At 32.5% G+C, this 18,068-nt stretch carries 17 protein-coding genes; 6 read left to right on the top strand and 11 right to left on the bottom strand.

The features are described 5' to 3' along the window. Positions 1-5 precede the first annotated feature (5 nt). The 3 genes from K8B81_RS14690 to K8B81_RS14680 form a co-directional block, all read right to left on the bottom strand. Positions 6-2,786 carry an outer membrane beta-barrel family protein gene (locus K8B81_RS14690; protein WP_223682326.1) on the bottom strand — a complete coding sequence of 927 codons (2,781 nt, stop codon included), beginning with the start codon at positions 2,784-2,786 and terminating at the stop codon, positions 6-8. A gap of 180 nt (positions 2,787-2,966) precedes the next feature. Beyond that, positions 2,967-3,968 carry a glycosyltransferase family 9 protein gene (locus K8B81_RS14685; RefSeq protein ID WP_223682325.1) on the bottom strand — a complete coding sequence of 334 codons (1,002 nt, stop codon included), beginning with the start codon at positions 3,966-3,968 and terminating at the stop codon, positions 2,967-2,969. Between the two features lie 40 nt (positions 3,969-4,008). Next, positions 4,009-4,614: a DUF4254 domain-containing protein gene (locus K8B81_RS14680; RefSeq protein ID WP_025571306.1), complete on the bottom strand. Its 606-nt coding sequence runs from the start codon at positions 4,612-4,614 to the stop codon at positions 4,009-4,011. Positions 4,615-4,724: 110 nt separating this feature from the next. Between K8B81_RS14680 and upp the strand changes: the two genes are divergently transcribed. After that, positions 4,725-5,378: a uracil phosphoribosyltransferase gene (upp, locus tag K8B81_RS14675; RefSeq protein WP_223682324.1), complete on the top strand. Its 654-nt coding sequence runs from the start codon at positions 4,725-4,727 to the stop codon at positions 5,376-5,378. Here upp and K8B81_RS14670 read toward each other — a convergent pair. Continuing rightward, entirely contained in the window at positions 5,373-6,302 is a 930-nt protein-coding gene (locus K8B81_RS14670; protein WP_025571309.1) for a DUF6427 family protein, read from the bottom strand. The two genes, upp and K8B81_RS14670, sit on opposite strands and share 6 nt — an antisense overlap. A 142-nt stretch (positions 6,303-6,444) precedes the next feature. Here K8B81_RS14670 and K8B81_RS14665 point away from each other — a divergent pair, with 142 nt between their 5' ends. Continuing rightward, on the top strand, positions 6,445-6,675 hold the full coding sequence (locus tag K8B81_RS14665; protein ID WP_025571310.1) for a DUF6341 family protein: 231 nt from the start codon (positions 6,445-6,447) through the stop codon (positions 6,673-6,675). 41 nt (positions 6,676-6,716) lie between these two features. Here K8B81_RS14665 and purD read toward each other — a convergent pair whose 3' ends face one another. Next, positions 6,717-7,991 (bottom strand): phosphoribosylamine--glycine ligase, encoded by a 1,275-nt coding sequence (gene purD, locus K8B81_RS14660; protein WP_223682323.1) that lies wholly within the window; start codon positions 7,989-7,991, stop codon positions 6,717-6,719. Between the two features lie 96 nt (positions 7,992-8,087). On the opposite strand from purD, the gene K8B81_RS14655 reads away from it, so the two are divergent. Genes K8B81_RS14655 through K8B81_RS14645 form a run of 3 tightly spaced genes read left to right on the top strand, consistent with a single transcriptional unit; the run spans position 8,088 to position 9,992 of the window. Beyond that, on the top strand, positions 8,088-8,369 hold the full coding sequence (locus K8B81_RS14655) for a type II toxin-antitoxin system RelE/ParE family toxin (protein ID WP_025571313.1): 282 nt from the start codon (positions 8,088-8,090) through the stop codon (positions 8,367-8,369). Positions 8,370-8,379: 10 nt separating this feature from the next. After that, positions 8,380-8,682 carry a HigA family addiction module antitoxin gene (locus tag K8B81_RS14650; RefSeq protein ID WP_025571315.1) on the top strand — a complete coding sequence of 101 codons (303 nt, stop codon included), beginning with the start codon at positions 8,380-8,382 and terminating at the stop codon, positions 8,680-8,682. Then, positions 8,682-9,992, top strand: coding sequence for a phenylacetate--CoA ligase family protein (locus K8B81_RS14645; protein ID WP_223682322.1), 1,311 nt, complete (start codon positions 8,682-8,684; stop codon positions 9,990-9,992). Before K8B81_RS14650 ends, K8B81_RS14645 begins: the two co-directional genes overlap by 1 nt. 289 nt (positions 9,993-10,281) lie before the next feature. Here the strand turns inward: K8B81_RS14645 and K8B81_RS14640 are convergent, their stop codons facing one another. From K8B81_RS14640 to K8B81_RS14615, 6 genes are all read right to left on the bottom strand, one after another. Beyond that, positions 10,282-11,049, bottom strand: a complete 768-nt coding sequence (locus K8B81_RS14640) for a glycosyltransferase family 2 protein (protein WP_223682321.1) — start codon at positions 11,047-11,049, stop codon at positions 10,282-10,284. After that, a complete protein-coding gene (locus K8B81_RS14635) occupies positions 11,049-12,401 on the bottom strand; it encodes an exopolysaccharide biosynthesis polyprenyl glycosylphosphotransferase (protein ID WP_223682320.1) in 1,353 nt (450 codons plus the stop codon). Before K8B81_RS14635 ends, K8B81_RS14640 begins: the two co-directional genes overlap by 1 nt. Then, positions 12,402-13,385 (bottom strand): UDP-glucuronic acid decarboxylase family protein, encoded by a 984-nt coding sequence (locus K8B81_RS14630; RefSeq protein ID WP_223682319.1) that lies wholly within the window; start codon positions 13,383-13,385, stop codon positions 12,402-12,404. 52 nt (positions 13,386-13,437) lie between these two features. Further along, complete coding sequence (locus tag K8B81_RS14625) at positions 13,438-15,162, bottom strand: DUF6909 family protein (protein WP_223682318.1); 1,725 nt, start codon at positions 15,160-15,162, stop codon at positions 13,438-13,440. A gap of 345 nt (positions 15,163-15,507) precedes the next feature. Then, a complete protein-coding gene (locus K8B81_RS14620; RefSeq protein ID WP_223682317.1) occupies positions 15,508-16,992 on the bottom strand; it encodes a GH3 auxin-responsive promoter family protein in 1,485 nt (494 codons plus the stop codon). 11 nt (positions 16,993-17,003) lie between these two features. Beyond that, positions 17,004-17,492 (bottom strand): peptidase, encoded by a 489-nt coding sequence (locus K8B81_RS14615; RefSeq protein WP_223682316.1) that lies wholly within the window; start codon positions 17,490-17,492, stop codon positions 17,004-17,006. Positions 17,493-17,699: 207 nt separating this feature from the next. Here K8B81_RS14615 and K8B81_RS14610 point away from each other — a divergent pair, with 207 nt between their 5' ends. Beyond that, positions 17,700-17,876 carry a Sec-independent protein translocase subunit TatA/TatB gene (locus tag K8B81_RS14610; protein WP_163396186.1) on the top strand — a complete coding sequence of 59 codons (177 nt, stop codon included), beginning with the start codon at positions 17,700-17,702 and terminating at the stop codon, positions 17,874-17,876. Positions 17,877-18,068 lie beyond the last annotated feature (192 nt).

Genomic DNA, 18,068 nt, shown 5'->3' with positions numbered 1-18,068 from the left:
TCTAATTATTTTTTTGCCTGTACGTCCTTATTTTTAAAATTCCAGGTAAAACCTACCATTGCATATCTTTTCAGTCTGTCATTTTGTTCTTCCCCAATTGTATTTTCATAGACGTATCTTCTAATTCCTATATTCTGATTCAAAATATCCCTAACCATGATATAAGCTGTGAACTCATCATTTTTGAAATTGCGCTGCAGTCTTGCATTCCACAATTGATTGGTGAGATTGGTTTGAAAATCAACCGTTTTTTGACGAGAGAATAAATTATAATCTGTTGAAAATTTCCATTTTTTTCTAAAATAAACTCCTATATCTAAGCTAAAATTATTTGTGTTGAATGATTTTACCTCATCGTTTTGAGAAGTAGTATTTCTATTATTTGAAAAGTTATTACCTAAACTAAATTCGTATTTCTTTTCCTTAAATTTGCTCAGGTAAAGTCCAAATCCTGAATTTAAAGTATTAGAGTTGCTGATTTTATTATTAATGCTAAGTACCGTTTTGTTATAATTCAAATTTGGATTCAGATTTACATATAAATCTATTTTCTTTACCTTAAATCCATATCCAAAATAAAAATTACCGGAAAAATTACCGTTTGTATTGATAGGCTTGGTAATTGTTTTAGCACTTTCAGGATCAATATCTTTGTTATAAGAAATTAAATTTGAAGTCATATTTAAAGAAATATTTTGGTAAAACTGCGATTCTGTCAAAATACTATAGGTGTTATGAAATATAGATATCCTGTTTGTGAAAGATTGTTTCAAATCCGGATTACCCACAATCTGATTAAAGAAATCCTGATTGTTTCTTAAAGGCTGTAACTGATCAATCGTTGGCTGCTTAGTTGCACCCTGATAAGTCAAACGCAAATTACTGTTGCTTTTGTACTTATAATTAAAATTTGCTGTTGGGAAAAAGTTAGTATAATGACGCTTATATTGTTTATTTAAAGTTTGATCCTGTAAATCAAATGAAGTAAAACCAAAACCGCTTCCAAAACTGTAGTTTATTTTTTTTGCATTATAGCTTAATTTTAAATTGGGCGTATTTGTTGTTATTGTTTGTCTGAACTGATTTGACAAGGAGGTATTAATCAAATCATAATTACCTGTGTCCTCTGAATAATCATAGGTTAAATAATTACTCTTACCGGTATTATGACTAATCTGATATCCTAATTGTAATGCAAACCTTTTACTCAGAGGTTCAGTGTAAAGTATATTTAATGAAAGATTTTGACTCGTTTTTTCTCCTATCTTATTTTGATTCACATCATTGCTGGAAGAAATAATTCCTTCATTGTAACTTTCATTTAAAGACTTCAAAAAATTATCTGAATTTGTATGCAGTCTATTCCAACTACCATTTAGCGAAATTGTGCGGCGTTCTTTAGCAAATTTATGTTTAAATAATACATTGGCGTTCAAAGACTGTTTATCTGAATCTGTAATAAAAGTTTTGCTCTGTTTGTTTTTGATCAATCCATCACTTCCTTTAGTTTCGCCATTTGTAAATTCATCGCTTTCAGTATCATAAAAATTAGTTTTGGCTGTAAATTTTATGGCGTTTACAGAATCTAATTTTACATCGTAAACAGCATTTAATTTAAAGTTGCCTCTGTTTACATTACTCACCGTTGAAGTAGTTTCGTTTAATTGGGTTTCTCCGACCTGACGTTGTATAAATGTACTTTTATTGTTAGTGTAAATCTGCTTATTGTATTTAGGAGACAAATTCAAAGTCTGCTTGTCATTCCACTTGTTGCTGTACTGCAATCCTGCATTAGTATTTTTGATAAAACCGTTTTGGGTATCCACATAAGGTTCTTCATCATTATTGCCGCCTGTCCATTCATAACTGACATTTCCGTCCTCATCCATATTCATAGATATATCATCTCGTCCGCCAAACCTTTCATTATCCTGCCAGCTTAGTCCATCCTGTCCCGTATTTCCGTTCAGTAAAAAAGCGGATAATTTTCTCTTCCCTTTAAAACTGCTAAACATCGAATTGATGTTGTACCGGGAGTCTGCATCTGAAAATGGCTGATTGGCTGCATCGACCTTACCGAAATAACCTTTCTTTTTATCTTCTTTTAATTTCAGGTTAATTGTTTTTTTTGTTTGTCCGTCATCTATTCCGGTAAACTCAGCCTGATCGCTTTTTTTATTAAAGACCTGTACTTCTTTGACTGCATCTGCCCTTAAATTTTTTACTGCCATCCCTGGATCATCACCAAAAAATTCTTCTCCGTCAACTAATACCTTTTCTACTGTTTCGCCCATAGCTTTTATGGAGCCGTTTTTATCAACTTGTATTCCTGGTAGTTTTTTCAACAATTCTTCAACGTTTGCATTAGCATCTACTTTAAAATCACTTGCCCTGTAACTTGTGGTGTCGCCTTTAACTCTAATGGAACCTGTCTTTATGATTACCTCCTTTAATAGTTTCATTTTACTTATAAGAGCAATTGTACCCATATTCTTTTCAGTCTCTTCAAGAGTTATGGCATCCAGATAATCAGCAAAATGGCTGTGTGTGGTCATGAGGATATAGTTTCCTGTTTTTATATTCCGGATATTAAATTTACCCTCTTTATCAGATCTGGTAAATTTATATAAGATGGAATCTTTAGGAGTCAGTAAAGCAACAACAGAATTATAAATGGGAGTATTTTCGCTTTCATCAATCAATGTACCTGAAAGACTTGTTTTTTGAGAAAAGGATGAAAAAGAGAATAAGAACAAAATTGCAATTGTTACCGTAATTTTTGGCATAGACAGTTTCTGATTTAAACATTAATATCTTTCAGCTTTGTAAGATGTAACTCACAGCGGCCGAAATTAATTCATTTAACAATACGTATTTAAACCTACTTGTTAAATTATTGATAAAATTATTTATATCAGAGAAAATAAATACAACTATTAATGTGTATTAACTAAAAAAGTGCGTATTTATGAATTTAAAAGATTTACTATAGATTCTGCAGTAATTGTACGCATTGCGTTTTCATAACCTTCGACAATTTTGTTTCCATAAACCGAAGTAGGCAATTTTGGATACTGCTTTCGGTCTGCAGTTAAGGCATTATCTAAACTTTGGTTGAATGGTAAAAATCCGGCATACGGATGTGTTGCCCCCCATAGTGTAACCACTTTTACACCCAGCATTGCAGCAATATGTGCATTTCCGGAATCCATTGAAAGCATAACATCCAGATTACTTATCAATTGTAACTCCTGTTGAAATTTAATTTTTCCTGCTACGTTTATCACATTTTCAAATGGTTTTGAAAGTGAATCTAGAATCTCTATTTCCTTCTTTCCTCCCCCAAAAAGTAATATCGTCTGATCTTTATTTTCGGCTAATTTTGAAATTACTTCCTGCATTAAATCTACAGGATAAACTTTAGAATCGTATTGGGCAAAAGGAGCAATTCCTATTAATTTTTGATAATTCCCGCCAATTAAATCTGTAATTTCAGCGCTTAAAAAAGCTTTTTCAGGGAACTCAGGATTTGATAAATCTAAGGGAAAACCCAGCTCTTCAAATACTTTTGCATGCCTTTCAAACATCGTTGGTAATTGTTTGAAGATTTTATTTTCGGCACGGGTTAATTCTTTTTTTCCTTCACGGCCTTTATCAACGGTCGCACTTTTTTTTCCGCTTAAAGCGAAAAGCAAACTCACAACCTTAGATCTTAAAACATTATGAAGATCTGCAAAAGCATCTATTTGAAGTTTTTTCAAGTCCCGGAATAATCTCAAAAGTCCCGGAAATCCTTTGTGTTTTTCTTTTTCATCAAAAACAAAAAACTCAAGATTCGGAATTCCGTCAAAAAAAGGTTTAAAAAACGGGCGCGAAATAACAGTCAGTTTTACTGTTGGATATTGTTTTACAAAAGCGCGTAAAACAGGAACCGTCATGGCGACATCTCCCATTGCGGATAGTCTCATGACGGCTATATGTTTAATTTGGGTGGACAAGTCTGCCAAATTATTTTTTATTTTGATATAAAACCGGATTTAAATCATCATCGTTGTACATTTTCATTTGCTTGTACACTTTCATGAATTTATCACCGTTTTCGATATCTGTCAATAATTCTTCAATTGCTGTAGATAAATCTGTTCTTTGCTCTAAAAGAATATTTAATTTTTCCTGACATTTATCTCTGTGTTCCTGCGTGGCTTCAGCACGTGTAGCCTCTTCCTGCATATGATAAATTTTTAAAGCCAAAATTGATAATCTGTCAAACGCCCATGCCGGACTTTCAGAATTTATTTTTGCTCCGTCTTTTGCTTTTATGTGACTGTATTTCTGTAGGAAGTAACTATCGATATATTCTACCATATCAGTTCTTTCCTGATTTGAAGCATCAATTTTTCTTTTTAAAGTTAAAGCTGCTACAGGATCAATTTGCGGGTCACGGATAATATCCTCATAATGCCATTGAACGGTATCAATCCAGTTCTTCAAATACAATAAATGCTCGAATTTATCCTTTGGGAAAGGATTGTTTATGGGTTGGTCAACACTATCAAACTCATGATAATCTTTGATGCTTTGTTCGAAAACTGAATATGCTAATTTTGAAAACATGTATTTATTTTTAGAGTTACAAAGATACTTTTTATACTTTTATAGTTAGGTAAAAAACCTTTAATTTTTCATTTCCAGTTATAAGCAATTGCTAATTCTAAAAATTTATTATGAAAATCCATTATATCTCTGAAAATAATAGTGTGCTAAATCATTTCTTATCACAAATCAGAAACGTAAATATTCAGAACGATAGTATGCGTTTTCGGAGAAATATAGAACGAATTGGTGAAATTATGGCATATGAGCTGAGCAAGGTTTTACCTTATAAAAATGTCGAAATTCAAACTCCGCTTGGTATAAAAAAAACAACTCAAATCGAAACTGATTTGGTTTTATGCCCCATTTTAAGGGCCGGATTGCCACTTCATAACGGTTTTTTAAACTATTTTGACCACGCAGAAAACAGCTTTGTTTCGGCTAGCAGGCACCATCCGAATAATGATGATGAATTTGAGATTTTAGTTGAATATCAGGCGATTTCAAATCTCAATAATAAAACGGTTTTGCTTCTTGATCCTATGCTGGCAACCGGTCAGTCTATAGTTGCGGTTCATGAAAAGTTAGTTCAGAATGCAGTTCCAAAAGAAATTCATATTGCAGTTGTTATTGCTGCACCAGAAGGAGTTGCCTATCTTGAAAAAAATCTGCCTGAGAACTGTCATTTATGGATTGCTGCCCTGGACGAAAAATTAAACGAGAAAAATTATATTGTTCCCGGTCTTGGCGATGCCGGAGATCTTGCTTACGGAAACAAATTATAGCTGAGAGAAAAACGTAAACAAACTGCAGCAGATAAGGACATAGAATGTAATTTCCCTATTTAGTTTTTGCTGCATATATTCAACACTACTCGATGCCATAATGGTCAAAGGAGTAATACTAAACAACAATAAATCATTGCTTTTTTCTGGTGAAAGAATGAAAACAAATATCGCTATAAAAAAACAGGCAACCACTTTTTTGTATGAAGTATGGACAATCTGCGGTCTGTTTGACAAGGTTGATAGTATTGAAACCACAAAAAATAAAACTACTGCAACATAAATTGAGAATGCCCCATTTTCAGAATTATTTTTAAAATAATCAATCCTTAAATCGATAAATGCCCTGTCCTGAATAAATTTTACAGCATCAAAATTAAAAATCAAGGATACTGTTAAAAATAATAAAGCAACAGCCAAAAGTGCAATAAAAGGCAAAACCCAATTTCTATAATCCCTCGAAACGTGAAAAATAATGGATATAAAAACCAAAATCAGGAAAAGAATACACCAAAACTGAAATAACGTAGCCACTAAAATCCAAAAAGAAGCATCAAATATTTTTTCTTTTGAAGATTTTAAAGATTGTAAAGAAATTAATCTGCGAAGCGCTAATAACAGAAAGAAATTAGCATATATGATATTTGGATTATTGAATATTGTTGGAAAAAACAATAGCAGCAATAGATAGAAAAATATAGCGTACCCATTGTCTTTACTGAGCCCATTCTTTTTCACAATAAAATTTATCAGAAAAAAAGAAGCCAGCACAAAGCAGAATAAACTTATTTTTTGAAACACTAAAAAATAAGAACTCATCCATGATGGTTCCTGAATTTGATACAGAAAAAAGAAAACCAGTATTAAAATTACAACCAAAGAATAATTTAATGGTGTAGATTTTTTAAAAACACTTGTTATCATAAGGATATTTTATACTTTTGTGATTGTAAAGATACTACTTGTTTAAAATGAAAAACCGAACGAGTTGAAAAAAGATTCATTAAACCGAATTTTATCTTCAAAGCATTACACAACAATAAATAACATATAATTTTTAAAAATTATGACAGCTTTTTTTGAAGGAATACAATACTTATTCGTTAACATTTTGTTTGCTCCTCTTGACTTTTTACGTCGTTTGGAATTGATTACATGGTTTGGTGCAAACACTATTAACTGGATTTTTATGATCATCTGCTCTGCTGCAATCGTATATTGGATTAAACAATTACGTATTTTTGATGACGCTGGAACAGAAAACCAGGATACAACGGCTCATTCATTTTTAAAATAAAAACCAAACCCTTTAATTAAAAAGGGCTGGTGAATTATTTTTTAGATTAAATCAAAACCGATATCTTTTCTAAAATACATCTTATCAAAGCTTAGTTTATCTATGTTTTGGTAAGATTTTTTTATGGCTTCCTGAAAATTATCTCCGTATGAGGTCACAGCAATTACACGTCCTCCATTAGTAACGACGTTTTCGCCATCTAATTTTGTTCCTGCGTGAAAAACTATAGAATCTGTTACATTTTCTAAACCAGAGATTACTTTTCCTTTCTCGAAATCTTCAGGATATCCGCCAGAAACGACCATTACAGTTGTTGCACTTCTTGGATCAACTTCTAAATTAAAGTTTCCTAATTTTTGGTCCGCAACAGACAAGAACAATTCAACTAAATCTGATTTTAATCTTGGAACCACAACTTCGGTTTCAGGATCACCCATCCTTACGTTGTACTCAATAACGATTGGTTCGTTTTTAACGTTGATCAAACCAATGAAAACAAAACCTTTATATTCGATTCCGTCTTTTTGGAAACCTTCAATTGTTGGTTTTACGATACGGGTTTCAATTTTTTCCATCAAAACGGCATCAACATAAGGAACCGGAGAAACTGCTCCCATTCCGCCTGTGTTTAAACCTGTATCTCCTTCTCCAATTCGTTTGTAATCTTTTGCTGTTGGAAGAATTTTATAGCTTTTTCCGTCAGTTAAAACGAAACAGCTTAATTCGATTCCGTCTAAAAATTCTTCGATAACCACTTTTGAACTTGCTGTTCCGAATTTTGCATGAACCAGCATGTTTCGTAATTCTGTTTTAGCTTCTTCAAGATCCTGAATAATCAAAACACCTTTTCCAGCTGCTAAGCCGTCTGCTTTTAAAACATAAGGAGGCTGTAAAGTTTCTAGAAATTCGCATCCTTTTTCTACAGTTTCGGCAGTAAAACTATCGTAAGCTGCAGTCGGGATATTATGTTTCATCAGGAATTCTTTAGCGAATTCTTTACTTCCTTCTAATTGAGCACCTAATTTTGATGGACCAATAACCGGAATATTTTTTAAACTTTCATCATTTTTAAAATAGTCGTAAATGCCTTTTACCAATGGATCTTCAGGTCCTACAACTACTAAACTTATATTTTCTTTAAGCACTAAAGCTTTTACGGCTTCAAAATCTGTAGCAGATATTGCTACATTTTCAGCAATTGCAGCAGTTCCTGCATTTCCAGGTACTACAAAAAGTTTTTCGCAAAGCGGACTCTGTGTCATTTTCCATGCAAATGCATGCTCTCTTCCGCCTGATCCCAATAGTAAAATTGTCATGGTGTTGTTGTATTTAGTTGTGCTGCAAAAATAGTGGCTTTTAACGTTAAATAATAATTTATTTTACTTACTTTTGACGTTAGTAATGTGAAAGGTATGATAATTTCATTTGGATCAAAAGAAACTGAAAAAATTTGGAATGGTATTGTAGTCAAAAAACCTTCAATTGAAATACAACAAATAGGGAGACGAAAACTTAGAATGCTCAATAATTCACAAAATTTAATTGATTTGAGAATTCCACCTTCCAACCGACTAGAAAAACTAACTGGAAATTTAAAAGATTTTTACAGTATCCGAATTAATAATCAATGGCGAATTATTTTTTGTTGGGAAAACGGAAACGCATCAAATGTTGAAATTGTCGATTATCATTAAAAGAATTAAAATGGAAAAATTAAAAAACATACATCCTGGAGAAATTTTGTCCGAAGAATTTTTAATTCCGCTAAATATTACACCCTACCGTTTATCAAAAGATTTAAAAATTCCGCAAACAAGAATTTCTGAAATTATTAAAGGAAATCGAAGAATTACGGCTGATACAGCTTTACGTTTAAGTCAATATTTTGGGAATTCAGCTAAATTCTGGTTGGGTCTTCAGGATGATTTTGACATTGAAGAAGAAGAATCTAATAAGGGCCAGGAGCTAAGATCTATTAAACCTTACCATATAAAAGAAGCTGTTTAATGATTCGCCTTTTTGATATTTCACTTCAATTAAATGGTTTTCCGATAAAGAAAGCCAAAGCCGAATTGGATAAAATAATTCATTATTCTGAAGAGGAATTTGCTGTTTTTCTTCAAAATAAAAAAAAAGAAATTGTTGATTTTCATCTCAAAAACAATTCCTTTTACAGCGAATTTGCCGGAAATACAACTTCTGAAAATTGGGAAAATCTGCCGGTTTTAAACAAACAAAATTTACAGAAACCTCTTGAAGACAGGCTTTCAATAGGCTATTCCAAAAAAAACATCTACCTCAACAAAACATCCGGATCCAGCGGAACTCCGTTTGTTTTTGCTAAAGACAAATATTCGCATGCTTTAACATGGGCTTCCAATATAATGCGTTTTGGCTGGTTTGGAATTGATTTTAACAAATCTTATCAGGCGCGTTTTTATGGCATTCCAATGGATATTATTGGATATCAAAAAGAACGTTTCAAGGATTTTTTGAGTCGCCGGGTTCGATTCCCGGTGTTTGATTTATCAGATGCTATTTTGGATAAATTTTTGAAAAAATTCAAAACCAAAAAATTCGATTACCTCAACGGTTATACGAGTTCGATTGTTTTGTTTGCTAAATATTTAGAACAAAAAAACATTGTTTTAAAAGAAATTTGCCCAACTTTAAAAGCTTGTTTTGTCACTTCGGAAATGCTGTTTGAATCGGATAAAAAATTATTGGAAAAGCAATTCAGCATTCCAATTATCAGTGAATATGGTGCTTCTGAACTGGATTTGATTGCTTTTGAAAATCCTGAAGGAGAATGGCAGGTAAATGCTGAAACACTTTTTGTAGAGATTTTAGATGAAAACAATAACCCTGTCCCAAACGAAACCGAAGGAAAAATTGTCATTACTTCTTTATTCAACAAAGCAAATCCTTTTATTCGATATGAAATTGGCGACATTGGAATTCTCGATGAAAAAAGTACTCCACAAAAACCAATTCTAAAAAAATTAATTGGAAGAACCAATGATGTTGCCATTTTACCAAGCGGTAAAAAATCGCCTGGTCTGACATTTTATTACGTAACCAAAAGCATTATTGAAGATGACGGAAACGTCAAAGAATTCATTATTAAACAAACCAAAATGGATACTTTTGAAATTGAATATATATCTGAAAAAGAATTAATTTCAGAACAAATCGACAAAATAAAGCAGGCAATTGATTTATATCTGGAACCAAATCTAAACTTCACTTTCATCCGAAAAACAGTTTTAGAAAGAACCAATCGTGGCAAGCTAAAACAATTTAAATCTTATTTATAATATAAATAAAACCTTATATTTATTTTTTTAATTAAAAAGTGACAAAGCCGTCCAAACCAATATTCAAATTATGAGGATTTTCAAGAAGTGAGACAGATGCTTTTGGACACAACTGAAATTAAAGTTGATATTCTTCAGATTTGGAAAAAGTTAGAGAATCATGATAAAATATAGAATTGGTATTTTCTTATTTGGATGAATTGACGGAGAAAAAAGAAAATGAAGAAGAAAGAGTAAAAATTGGATATAAAAAATAATACTTCAAAGTCGCAAATTGCGAACTCAAGTTTTAAATATTCTTTATATATCGTTGTTTTACAATCAGCTGCGTATACAAAAATCTCATCATCAACAAAACAGCAAATACCAAATTATATCCGTGGAATTCTCTGTAAACTCCAAAATTGTGCTTTATTAATTTGAATTTAGAAGAAGAAACAGAATTCTTTCTGATTCTGTAAAAAGCCAGAGGTTCCGGAACAGGTTTTGCCGTTTTTATTTGTTTTAAAATGGTCAGCCAAATTCTCCAATCCTGGCGCTTTTGTGACGTTTCAAGCATAATTTTGCCAAAATAATCTGCATCGTAAATTGCCGTTAAATTACCTATATAATTGCAGAAAAATAATTGTTTATAAGTCAGCGGATTGGGTGATTCTACCCTTCTTTTCAGATCATTTCCTTCTTCGTCTATAGAATCATAAAAACTAAAAGTAAAATGCAAATTATTTGCTTTTAGAAACTGTATTTGCTTTTCTAATTTCTCATGAAACCATACATCATCAGCATCCAAATAAGCAATATATTTTCCGTTAGCTTTTTCTAAAGCGGCATTTCTAGCAAAACCATTTCCGCGATTTTCCGGTAATTTAAAAAATTTTATCCGGTTGTCTTTTAATGCAAATTCTTCAACTATCGCAATCGTTTTATCTGTTGAAGCGTCATCGGTCAGAATCATTTCCCAGTTTTGATAACTTTGATTTGTTACCGACAGCAGGGTTTCCCGAATGTATTTTTCGACATTATATGTGGGGGTTATGATAGAAACTAACTCACTCATCAATATGCTTTTTTATCACCTTTAATGATATGGTAAATTGTAGTTACAATAATTTTCAAATCTAACAGAATGGACCAGTTTTCAATATAAAAAATATCATACTTTACACGGTTTATAATATCATTATCAGTTTCAATTTCTCCACGAAAACCTTTTACCTGCGCCAAACCTGTAATACCAGGTTTTATAAAATGGCGTACCATAAACTTGTCAACCTTAAGTATATATTCCTTATTATAGCTTACTATGTGAGGTCTTGGCCCAACTACAGACATTTCACCAATCAAAACATTAAAAAACTGAGGCAGCTCATCAATACTGGTTTTTCGAATAAACCTGCCAATTTTCGTAACTCTTGGATCGTTTTTAGAAACCTGGTTTGAATACTCATTATTACCCATTTTCATGGAACGGAACTTATAACAATCGAATTCTTTGTTATTAAGGCCATTGCGTTTTTGTCTGAGTAAAACCGGTCCTTTTGACTCGAGTTTTATTAAAATTCCTAAAATTGGCAATACCCACGAAAGAACTCCAATGATGATGACGATTGAAAAAACAACATCAAAAGTTCGTTTCATTATCTTGTACAAATGCTCATCGAGTTTAATACTTCTAAGGGCAATTACAGGGATATAATCGTAATATTCTAAAATGAAATTTCTAAAAAATATCTGATTGTCGTCCGGAATAAATTTCAGTGTCTTCAGGTTACTGTCTGCAAAGTCTATAATTTCGTTTATTTGATCCTGAGTCAAACCAATAATTGAACAATACATTTCATCCATGTTTTTATTCAGGACAAATTCAAACATTTGTTCAATATGTTCTGTTTTTACTTTTTCAAATTCAAAAACATGAATCAATTCATATCCATAATCAGGATTTTCAGTAAAAAAATGCCTTAAGGGAGAAATACTTTCTTTGTTGCCTAGCAGGACAACTCTCCTGTGATTTCCGCCAAAGACTACTCTATAAGTCTGTAGAAAATAGTAGATTGAAAACTTGATGAATAAAATAAGAATAAAAATAAACCATAAATAAAACAGCAATGTTCTAAAACTGATTTGTTTAGCATAAAAAAAGGCCAGGGCAAAAACCACAAAACCAAATAAGCAGGCTTGTTTTAAAGCACAATTTAAAATTGCGATAACTTTTGTATAGCGATATACTTCATAAAAACCTAAATCGGACGCAATACCAATCCAGCCAATATTCAATACGGCTAAAAATAAAATTTGATCTACAGGAAAATGTGCAATATAAACCGCAAAAAAATTGACAATAAGCAAATCAATTAAATAGGAGAACGGACGAATATAGCCTGAATATTTTCCTGTTTTTGTCCGCATTTATTTTATATAATTTGAAAAATCTTTATGCTCTTCTTTTGAAAGCTCTTCTTTTGAAAGCGATTTAAAATAATCGTATGTGATTTTCATTCCTTCGGCACGGCTTACTTTAGCTTCCCATCCCAACAATTCTTTTGCCTTTGCAGTATCCGGCTGGCGCTGCAAAGGATCGTTTATTGGTAATGGATGATAAACTACTTTTTGGCTGGTTCCGGTAAGTTTTATAATTTCTTCTGCAAAATCTTTAATTGTAATTTCGTCCGGATTTCCAATATTTACCGGATACACATAATCAGAATGCAATAATCTGTAAATTCCTTCTACCTGATCGTCAACATAACAGAAAGAACGTGTCTGCATTCCGTCTCCAAAAATGGTCAGATCTTCTCCACGAAGTGCCTGTCCTATAAAAGCAGGAATTACCCGTCCATCATTTAGACGCATTCTTGGTCCGTAAGTATTAAAAATACGTACAATTCGGGTTTCTACGCCATGAAAAGTATGATACGCCATGGTTATTGATTCCTGAAAACGTTTGGCTTCATCATAAACTCCACGTGGTCCAATCGTGTTTACGTTTCCATAATATTCTTCTGTTTGAGGATGTACCAATGGATCTCCATATACTTCTGAAGTAGAAGCTATTAAAATCCTTGCCTTTTTTACACGTGCCAAACCTAATAAATTGTGTGTTCCCAAAGAACCAACTTTTAAAGTCTGAATTGGAATCTTTAAGTAATCAATTGGGCTTGCAGGTGATGCAAAATGCAAAATATAATCTAATTCGCCCGGAATATGAACAAATTTGGTAATGTCATGATGGTAAAACTCAAAGTGCTCTAATTTGAATAAATGTTCAATATTTTTAAGATCTCCCGTAATCAGATTATCCATTCCAATAACATAATAGCCTTCTTTGATAAATCTGTCGCATAAATGTGATCCTAAAAATCCTGCGGCACCCGTAATAAGTATTCTTTTCATATTAATTTGTTTCCTTCAGCAAATTTACTTTTTTCAATTTTATAAAATAAATTTAACTTTTATCTTTTTCTGTGCTGATTAAATTTGCTCCAAGCTGATTATTCAGATTTAAAATTTGTTCCAGAATTTTAATAGTAATTAAATATGTTGGCTTTACGCCTGTCGTTCCTAATCCACCTGAAGCCAGTGTGCTACCGGTTTCTAAAGGATTGTCTGAAGCATAATATGCATATCGTACTTTTATATCCTGAGGCACGCTTTTTCTAATTTTTGATGCCGACTGAATTGCCTTTTGATAATAAGATCCTTCCATTTCCAGACCAATTACACCCCAGGTCGATTCGTGAAAAAATTTCAACAAATCCCTGTTTTGTAATGATGTCCCTAAAACAGTCACCATTGCTCCTTCATAAACTGCGATATCATTTCCTTCAAACATGGCACCTGTTAATTCATTTTCAAAGAAATAATTATCTGCGGTTCCTTCATTTATATGTGCTGACGGAATCATAATATCTCCTTTCCCGCCTTCCAGAATTCCGGCTTTTCCCATTATTGAAACCGATTTTACATTCAGTAAAGTTTCTTTTTTATAGGGTTTTAAAAGCTCATCAATCGTTTCATAAGCCTGTTCACCAAAAGCATAATCCATTACAATTATAACCGGTTTTTCTTCTCCTACATTCGCATAAGCAAAGGCAGTTTTGCTCCAGTCTATTTTGGCAGTATCAAAAATCTGCACATCGATATTAGTTCCTGATGTGTCAGGCAAAGAAATCATTCCGTTTTTCAAGGCTAATTCTTCCACTAAACTTCTGATATCTTTGGCAGCAGATTTACTCAATTCTTCATAAATAAAGAAATCCGATTTGTCTTTAAATTTCGTTTTCAACAGCGGCGTTGCAAATATTGAATTCATAACACTGTGCATGTTTGCACTAATAATATGAATTGGTCTTTTTAAAAGATTATTTGCTTTTAAAACTTCCTTGATGTTGGTCGCCCATATTTCACCATGGATATGATGCCCTAATCGTTCTCTTAAAACCGGACTAAAAGTGATCGTTCTTTTATTGTTGTCGATCATTTCTTCAATGGCTAATTTTCCAAGCCAGTAGATTACATGCAGAAAACGATCTGGTGCATTTTCAGAACCAAAAGCATCATAAATATCCAAAACTTCTTCGAATGTCCTGGCTAAAATGTTAGCGGCATGCGAAATTGCTTTTTCTTTTTCTATCTGAGACAATTTTTTGGTTTGAAGTATGGCTTGTTCCAGTTTGAGCCAGTCACGTGAAACTTCTCCTCCGTCGTCTATTAAAACCCTGTTTTTGATTTTATGTGATTCGATGAAAATAAAAGTCAAATGTGTCAGGATGTCGTAAATGTCTGAACGGCCACGCGTGATTTCAACATTCATTTGTTCCTCATCGATTCTATAGCAGTTTCTTCTTCTTTTTGGAGGAACAATCGGCTGAAAATGCGATTTTGAATATCCTTCGTCTGAAGTTAAATTAATGAAACGGCATTGTTCAATTCCTATCGGAAGACGCTCTATAACGTACAAAAGCCCGTTTAATTCGACTTTCTCTTCGGCTATATTTCCATAAATTTCAGGACGTAATGCCAATAATGATTCTCTTAAACTATCGCCTGAAACTCCCATTGGTTTATAAAAACCACGATTGAATAAATGACGCATGGTGATGTACATTTTTTCAATCGCCGCAGATGATTCCTGAGCTCTTGATCTTGATATATGTTTTGTTTCTTTCATGTTTTTTATTTTAAAAATCTTCTTTTATTAAAGATGATTAGGTATTATATTTAAGCGAAAGTTATGAATTATTGCTTTAATTTTGCTTAAAATAGCATTTATCAAATTGTTTACAAAATGTAACAGATAACCCGTTGGGTGAAATAGAATAAAATAGCTTCATTTAAGGATTAAATCTAATTGATCTGCGAAAATCCTTTAAAATCTGCGTGAAATACTTTTGCGTATTAATTTTTCACGCAGATTTACACAGATTAAAGCAGATTTACACAGATTTTTATCTAAGTTGATGCGACAGAATTGAAAAAAAATAAATTTCACCCAACCGGTACAGATAATTATTATCTATTTTAAATTATCCGCAATCTTTCTGTCATTCGACAATCTCGGAATTTTATTCTGACCTCCCAGTTTTCCCTGAGATTTCATGTATTCCTGAAAACCATTTTTTGAAACTTTGGTTACAACCACTTTCTGTAAAACATTTCCAGTAATTAGATCGTCGTAGTAAATATTTTGTTTTCGCATCGAATTGTCAATTGCTTCGGCGAAAGCCTCCATATTTTCAGGCTCTTTTTCAAATTCAATCAGCCATTCATGATACGGCAATCCGCTTGCAGGCGTGATTTGAGGAGCAACGGTAAATTCATTTATTACGATATTAGTTCCTGCAGTTGCTTCTTTCATTGCACTTTCGACTTCATTGGCAATTACGTGTTCACCAAAGGCCGAAATATAATGTTTGATGCGTCCGGAAACAATAACCCGATACGGAGCCAAAGAAGTAAACTGAATAGTATCGCCAATGTTATAGCCCCAAAGTCCTGCATTTGTAGAAACTATTAAGGCATAATTCACGCCAGTCTCAACTTCGCCAATGGTATATCTTTTGGGGTTTTGGGTAAAAAATTCATCAGCTTTTATAAACTCATAAAAAATACCTGAGTTCAGCAAAAGAAGCATTCCTTTTTCTTTTTGAGAATCCTGATAGGCAAAAAATCCTTCTGAAGCCGGAAATAACTCAATGCTGTCTACTTTTTTGCCAATCATTTTTTCAAATTTGGCACGATAAGGTTCGTAGTTTACTCCTCCGTAAATGAACAAATTAAATTTCTTGAATATTTCGCTAATCTTTTTTCCCCCGCTTTTTTCCTGTAATTTTTCAAAATACATCTGAACCCATGATGGAATTCCTGAAATTACAGACATATCTTCTTTAATCGTTTCATCTACAATAGCATTGACTTTGGTCTCCCAGTCTTCGATACAATTCGTTTCCCAGGATGGCATTCTGTTTCTCTGCAGATATTTCGGAACAAAGTGCGCCACAATTCCGGAAAGTCTGCCAAAATTGATTCCGTGTTTTTCAGTCAAAATGGGACTTCCCTGCAAAAAGATCATTTTTCCATCTACAAAATCAGCATTTCCGGTTTCGTTGATGTAGTGCAAAATTGCATTACGCGCCGCATTAATATGAGATGGCATTGATTCTTTGGTAAGCGGAATATATTTAGCTCCTGAAGTTGTTCCTGAAGTCTTAGCAAAATAAATGGGTTTGCCTTTCCATAGAATATTTTCCTGACCCAATTTTACTTTTTCGATATACGATTTTAAATCCTCATAATCGCGGATTGGAACATTCTTTTGAAAATCTGCAATTGTTTTTATCGTATCAAAATGATGTTTTTTTCCAAATTCTGTTGTTTTTGCGTTTTCAATCAGATATTTAAAAACTTTCCGTTGAGTTTCAACCGGTTTATCAGACCAGGAAAGTGTTTTTTTGTATATTTTTCTAGCAAAAATTTTTGCTGCTATTGATTTAATTGACATTTTGTGCGGTATTATTTCTTTTTGTTCGGTTTGTTACCTGCTGACTCCTTCTCTATTCTGGCAACTTCTTCACGGAGTTTGATTTCTTCTTCTGAGGCATTCATATTGGATTTAGGAATTTCCTCAGAATCAGCCAAAATGGAATCTTTATTGAATTTGGAATACTCTAATTCGCCGTTCAGTACTTTTTGAATGGATTTGATATAGGCTTCATTTTTCTTTAATGAAGTGGTCAATGAATCGGATTTTATAGCCAGTTCCAAAGCATTCTTTTTTAACTCAGAAGAAGAATATCCTGGAATAAATTCACGCAAAGGTGTAAAAGCAATTATATAAGTAGTGATCAATATTAAGAATATTCCGCCCAAAGAAAAAACAACAAAAACATTCATTAGGTTAAGTTTAAACGAAAAAATTTCTTCGAATGTATCTTCATTCAAAATAACCAATCGGTTTTTGGTGAATAATTTTTTCCTTAAATTGTGTTTTTTCCTTGGCATTACGGTTATTTATACTCGCAAATATAACAATTAATGGTTTTAATTACTGCTGAAGAAATTTGCATAAAACTATTTAATTTATTATTTTATAAAATATTTAACGCTGCTCAAAACAAATATTTTAGCACAAAAACTATTGTTCTCCGTATATTTCTATACCTTTGCTCAAATATTAGAACAATTTGCTTCGGCATTAAATATACAATCATGGGAAGATTAGGTCTTACAGAAATCCTTGTTATAGTAGGTATTGTGTTGTTACTTTTTGGAGGTAAAAAAATTCCAGAATTAATGAAAGGTTTAGGAAGCGGTATTAAAGAATTTAAAAACGCTGCCAAAGACGATCAGTCTGCTGTTAAAAAACAAGAAGAAGAAGTTAAATAAGACGCTGCAAAGTGTTCTTTTTTTAGAATCCCAACTGAAACTACTATAGTTTTAGTTGGGATTTTTTGTGTTTAAATTATAACTGCTTTGATAACATAATTTCAATTTTTTAGAATACTAACTAAATAGAAATTATGATTCTTTTTTATTTATATAAAAAATCTTACTTTTATGGTCCCTAAATTTATATAA

Origin of the sequence: Flavobacterium hibisci (genome assembly GCF_020026925.1) — a bacterium.
Taxonomy (GTDB): domain Bacteria; phylum Bacteroidota; class Bacteroidia; order Flavobacteriales; family Flavobacteriaceae; genus Flavobacterium; species Flavobacterium hibisci.
Note: the sequence above shows the minus strand (reverse complement) of the source record. Positions and strands in the feature narration are given on the sequence as shown.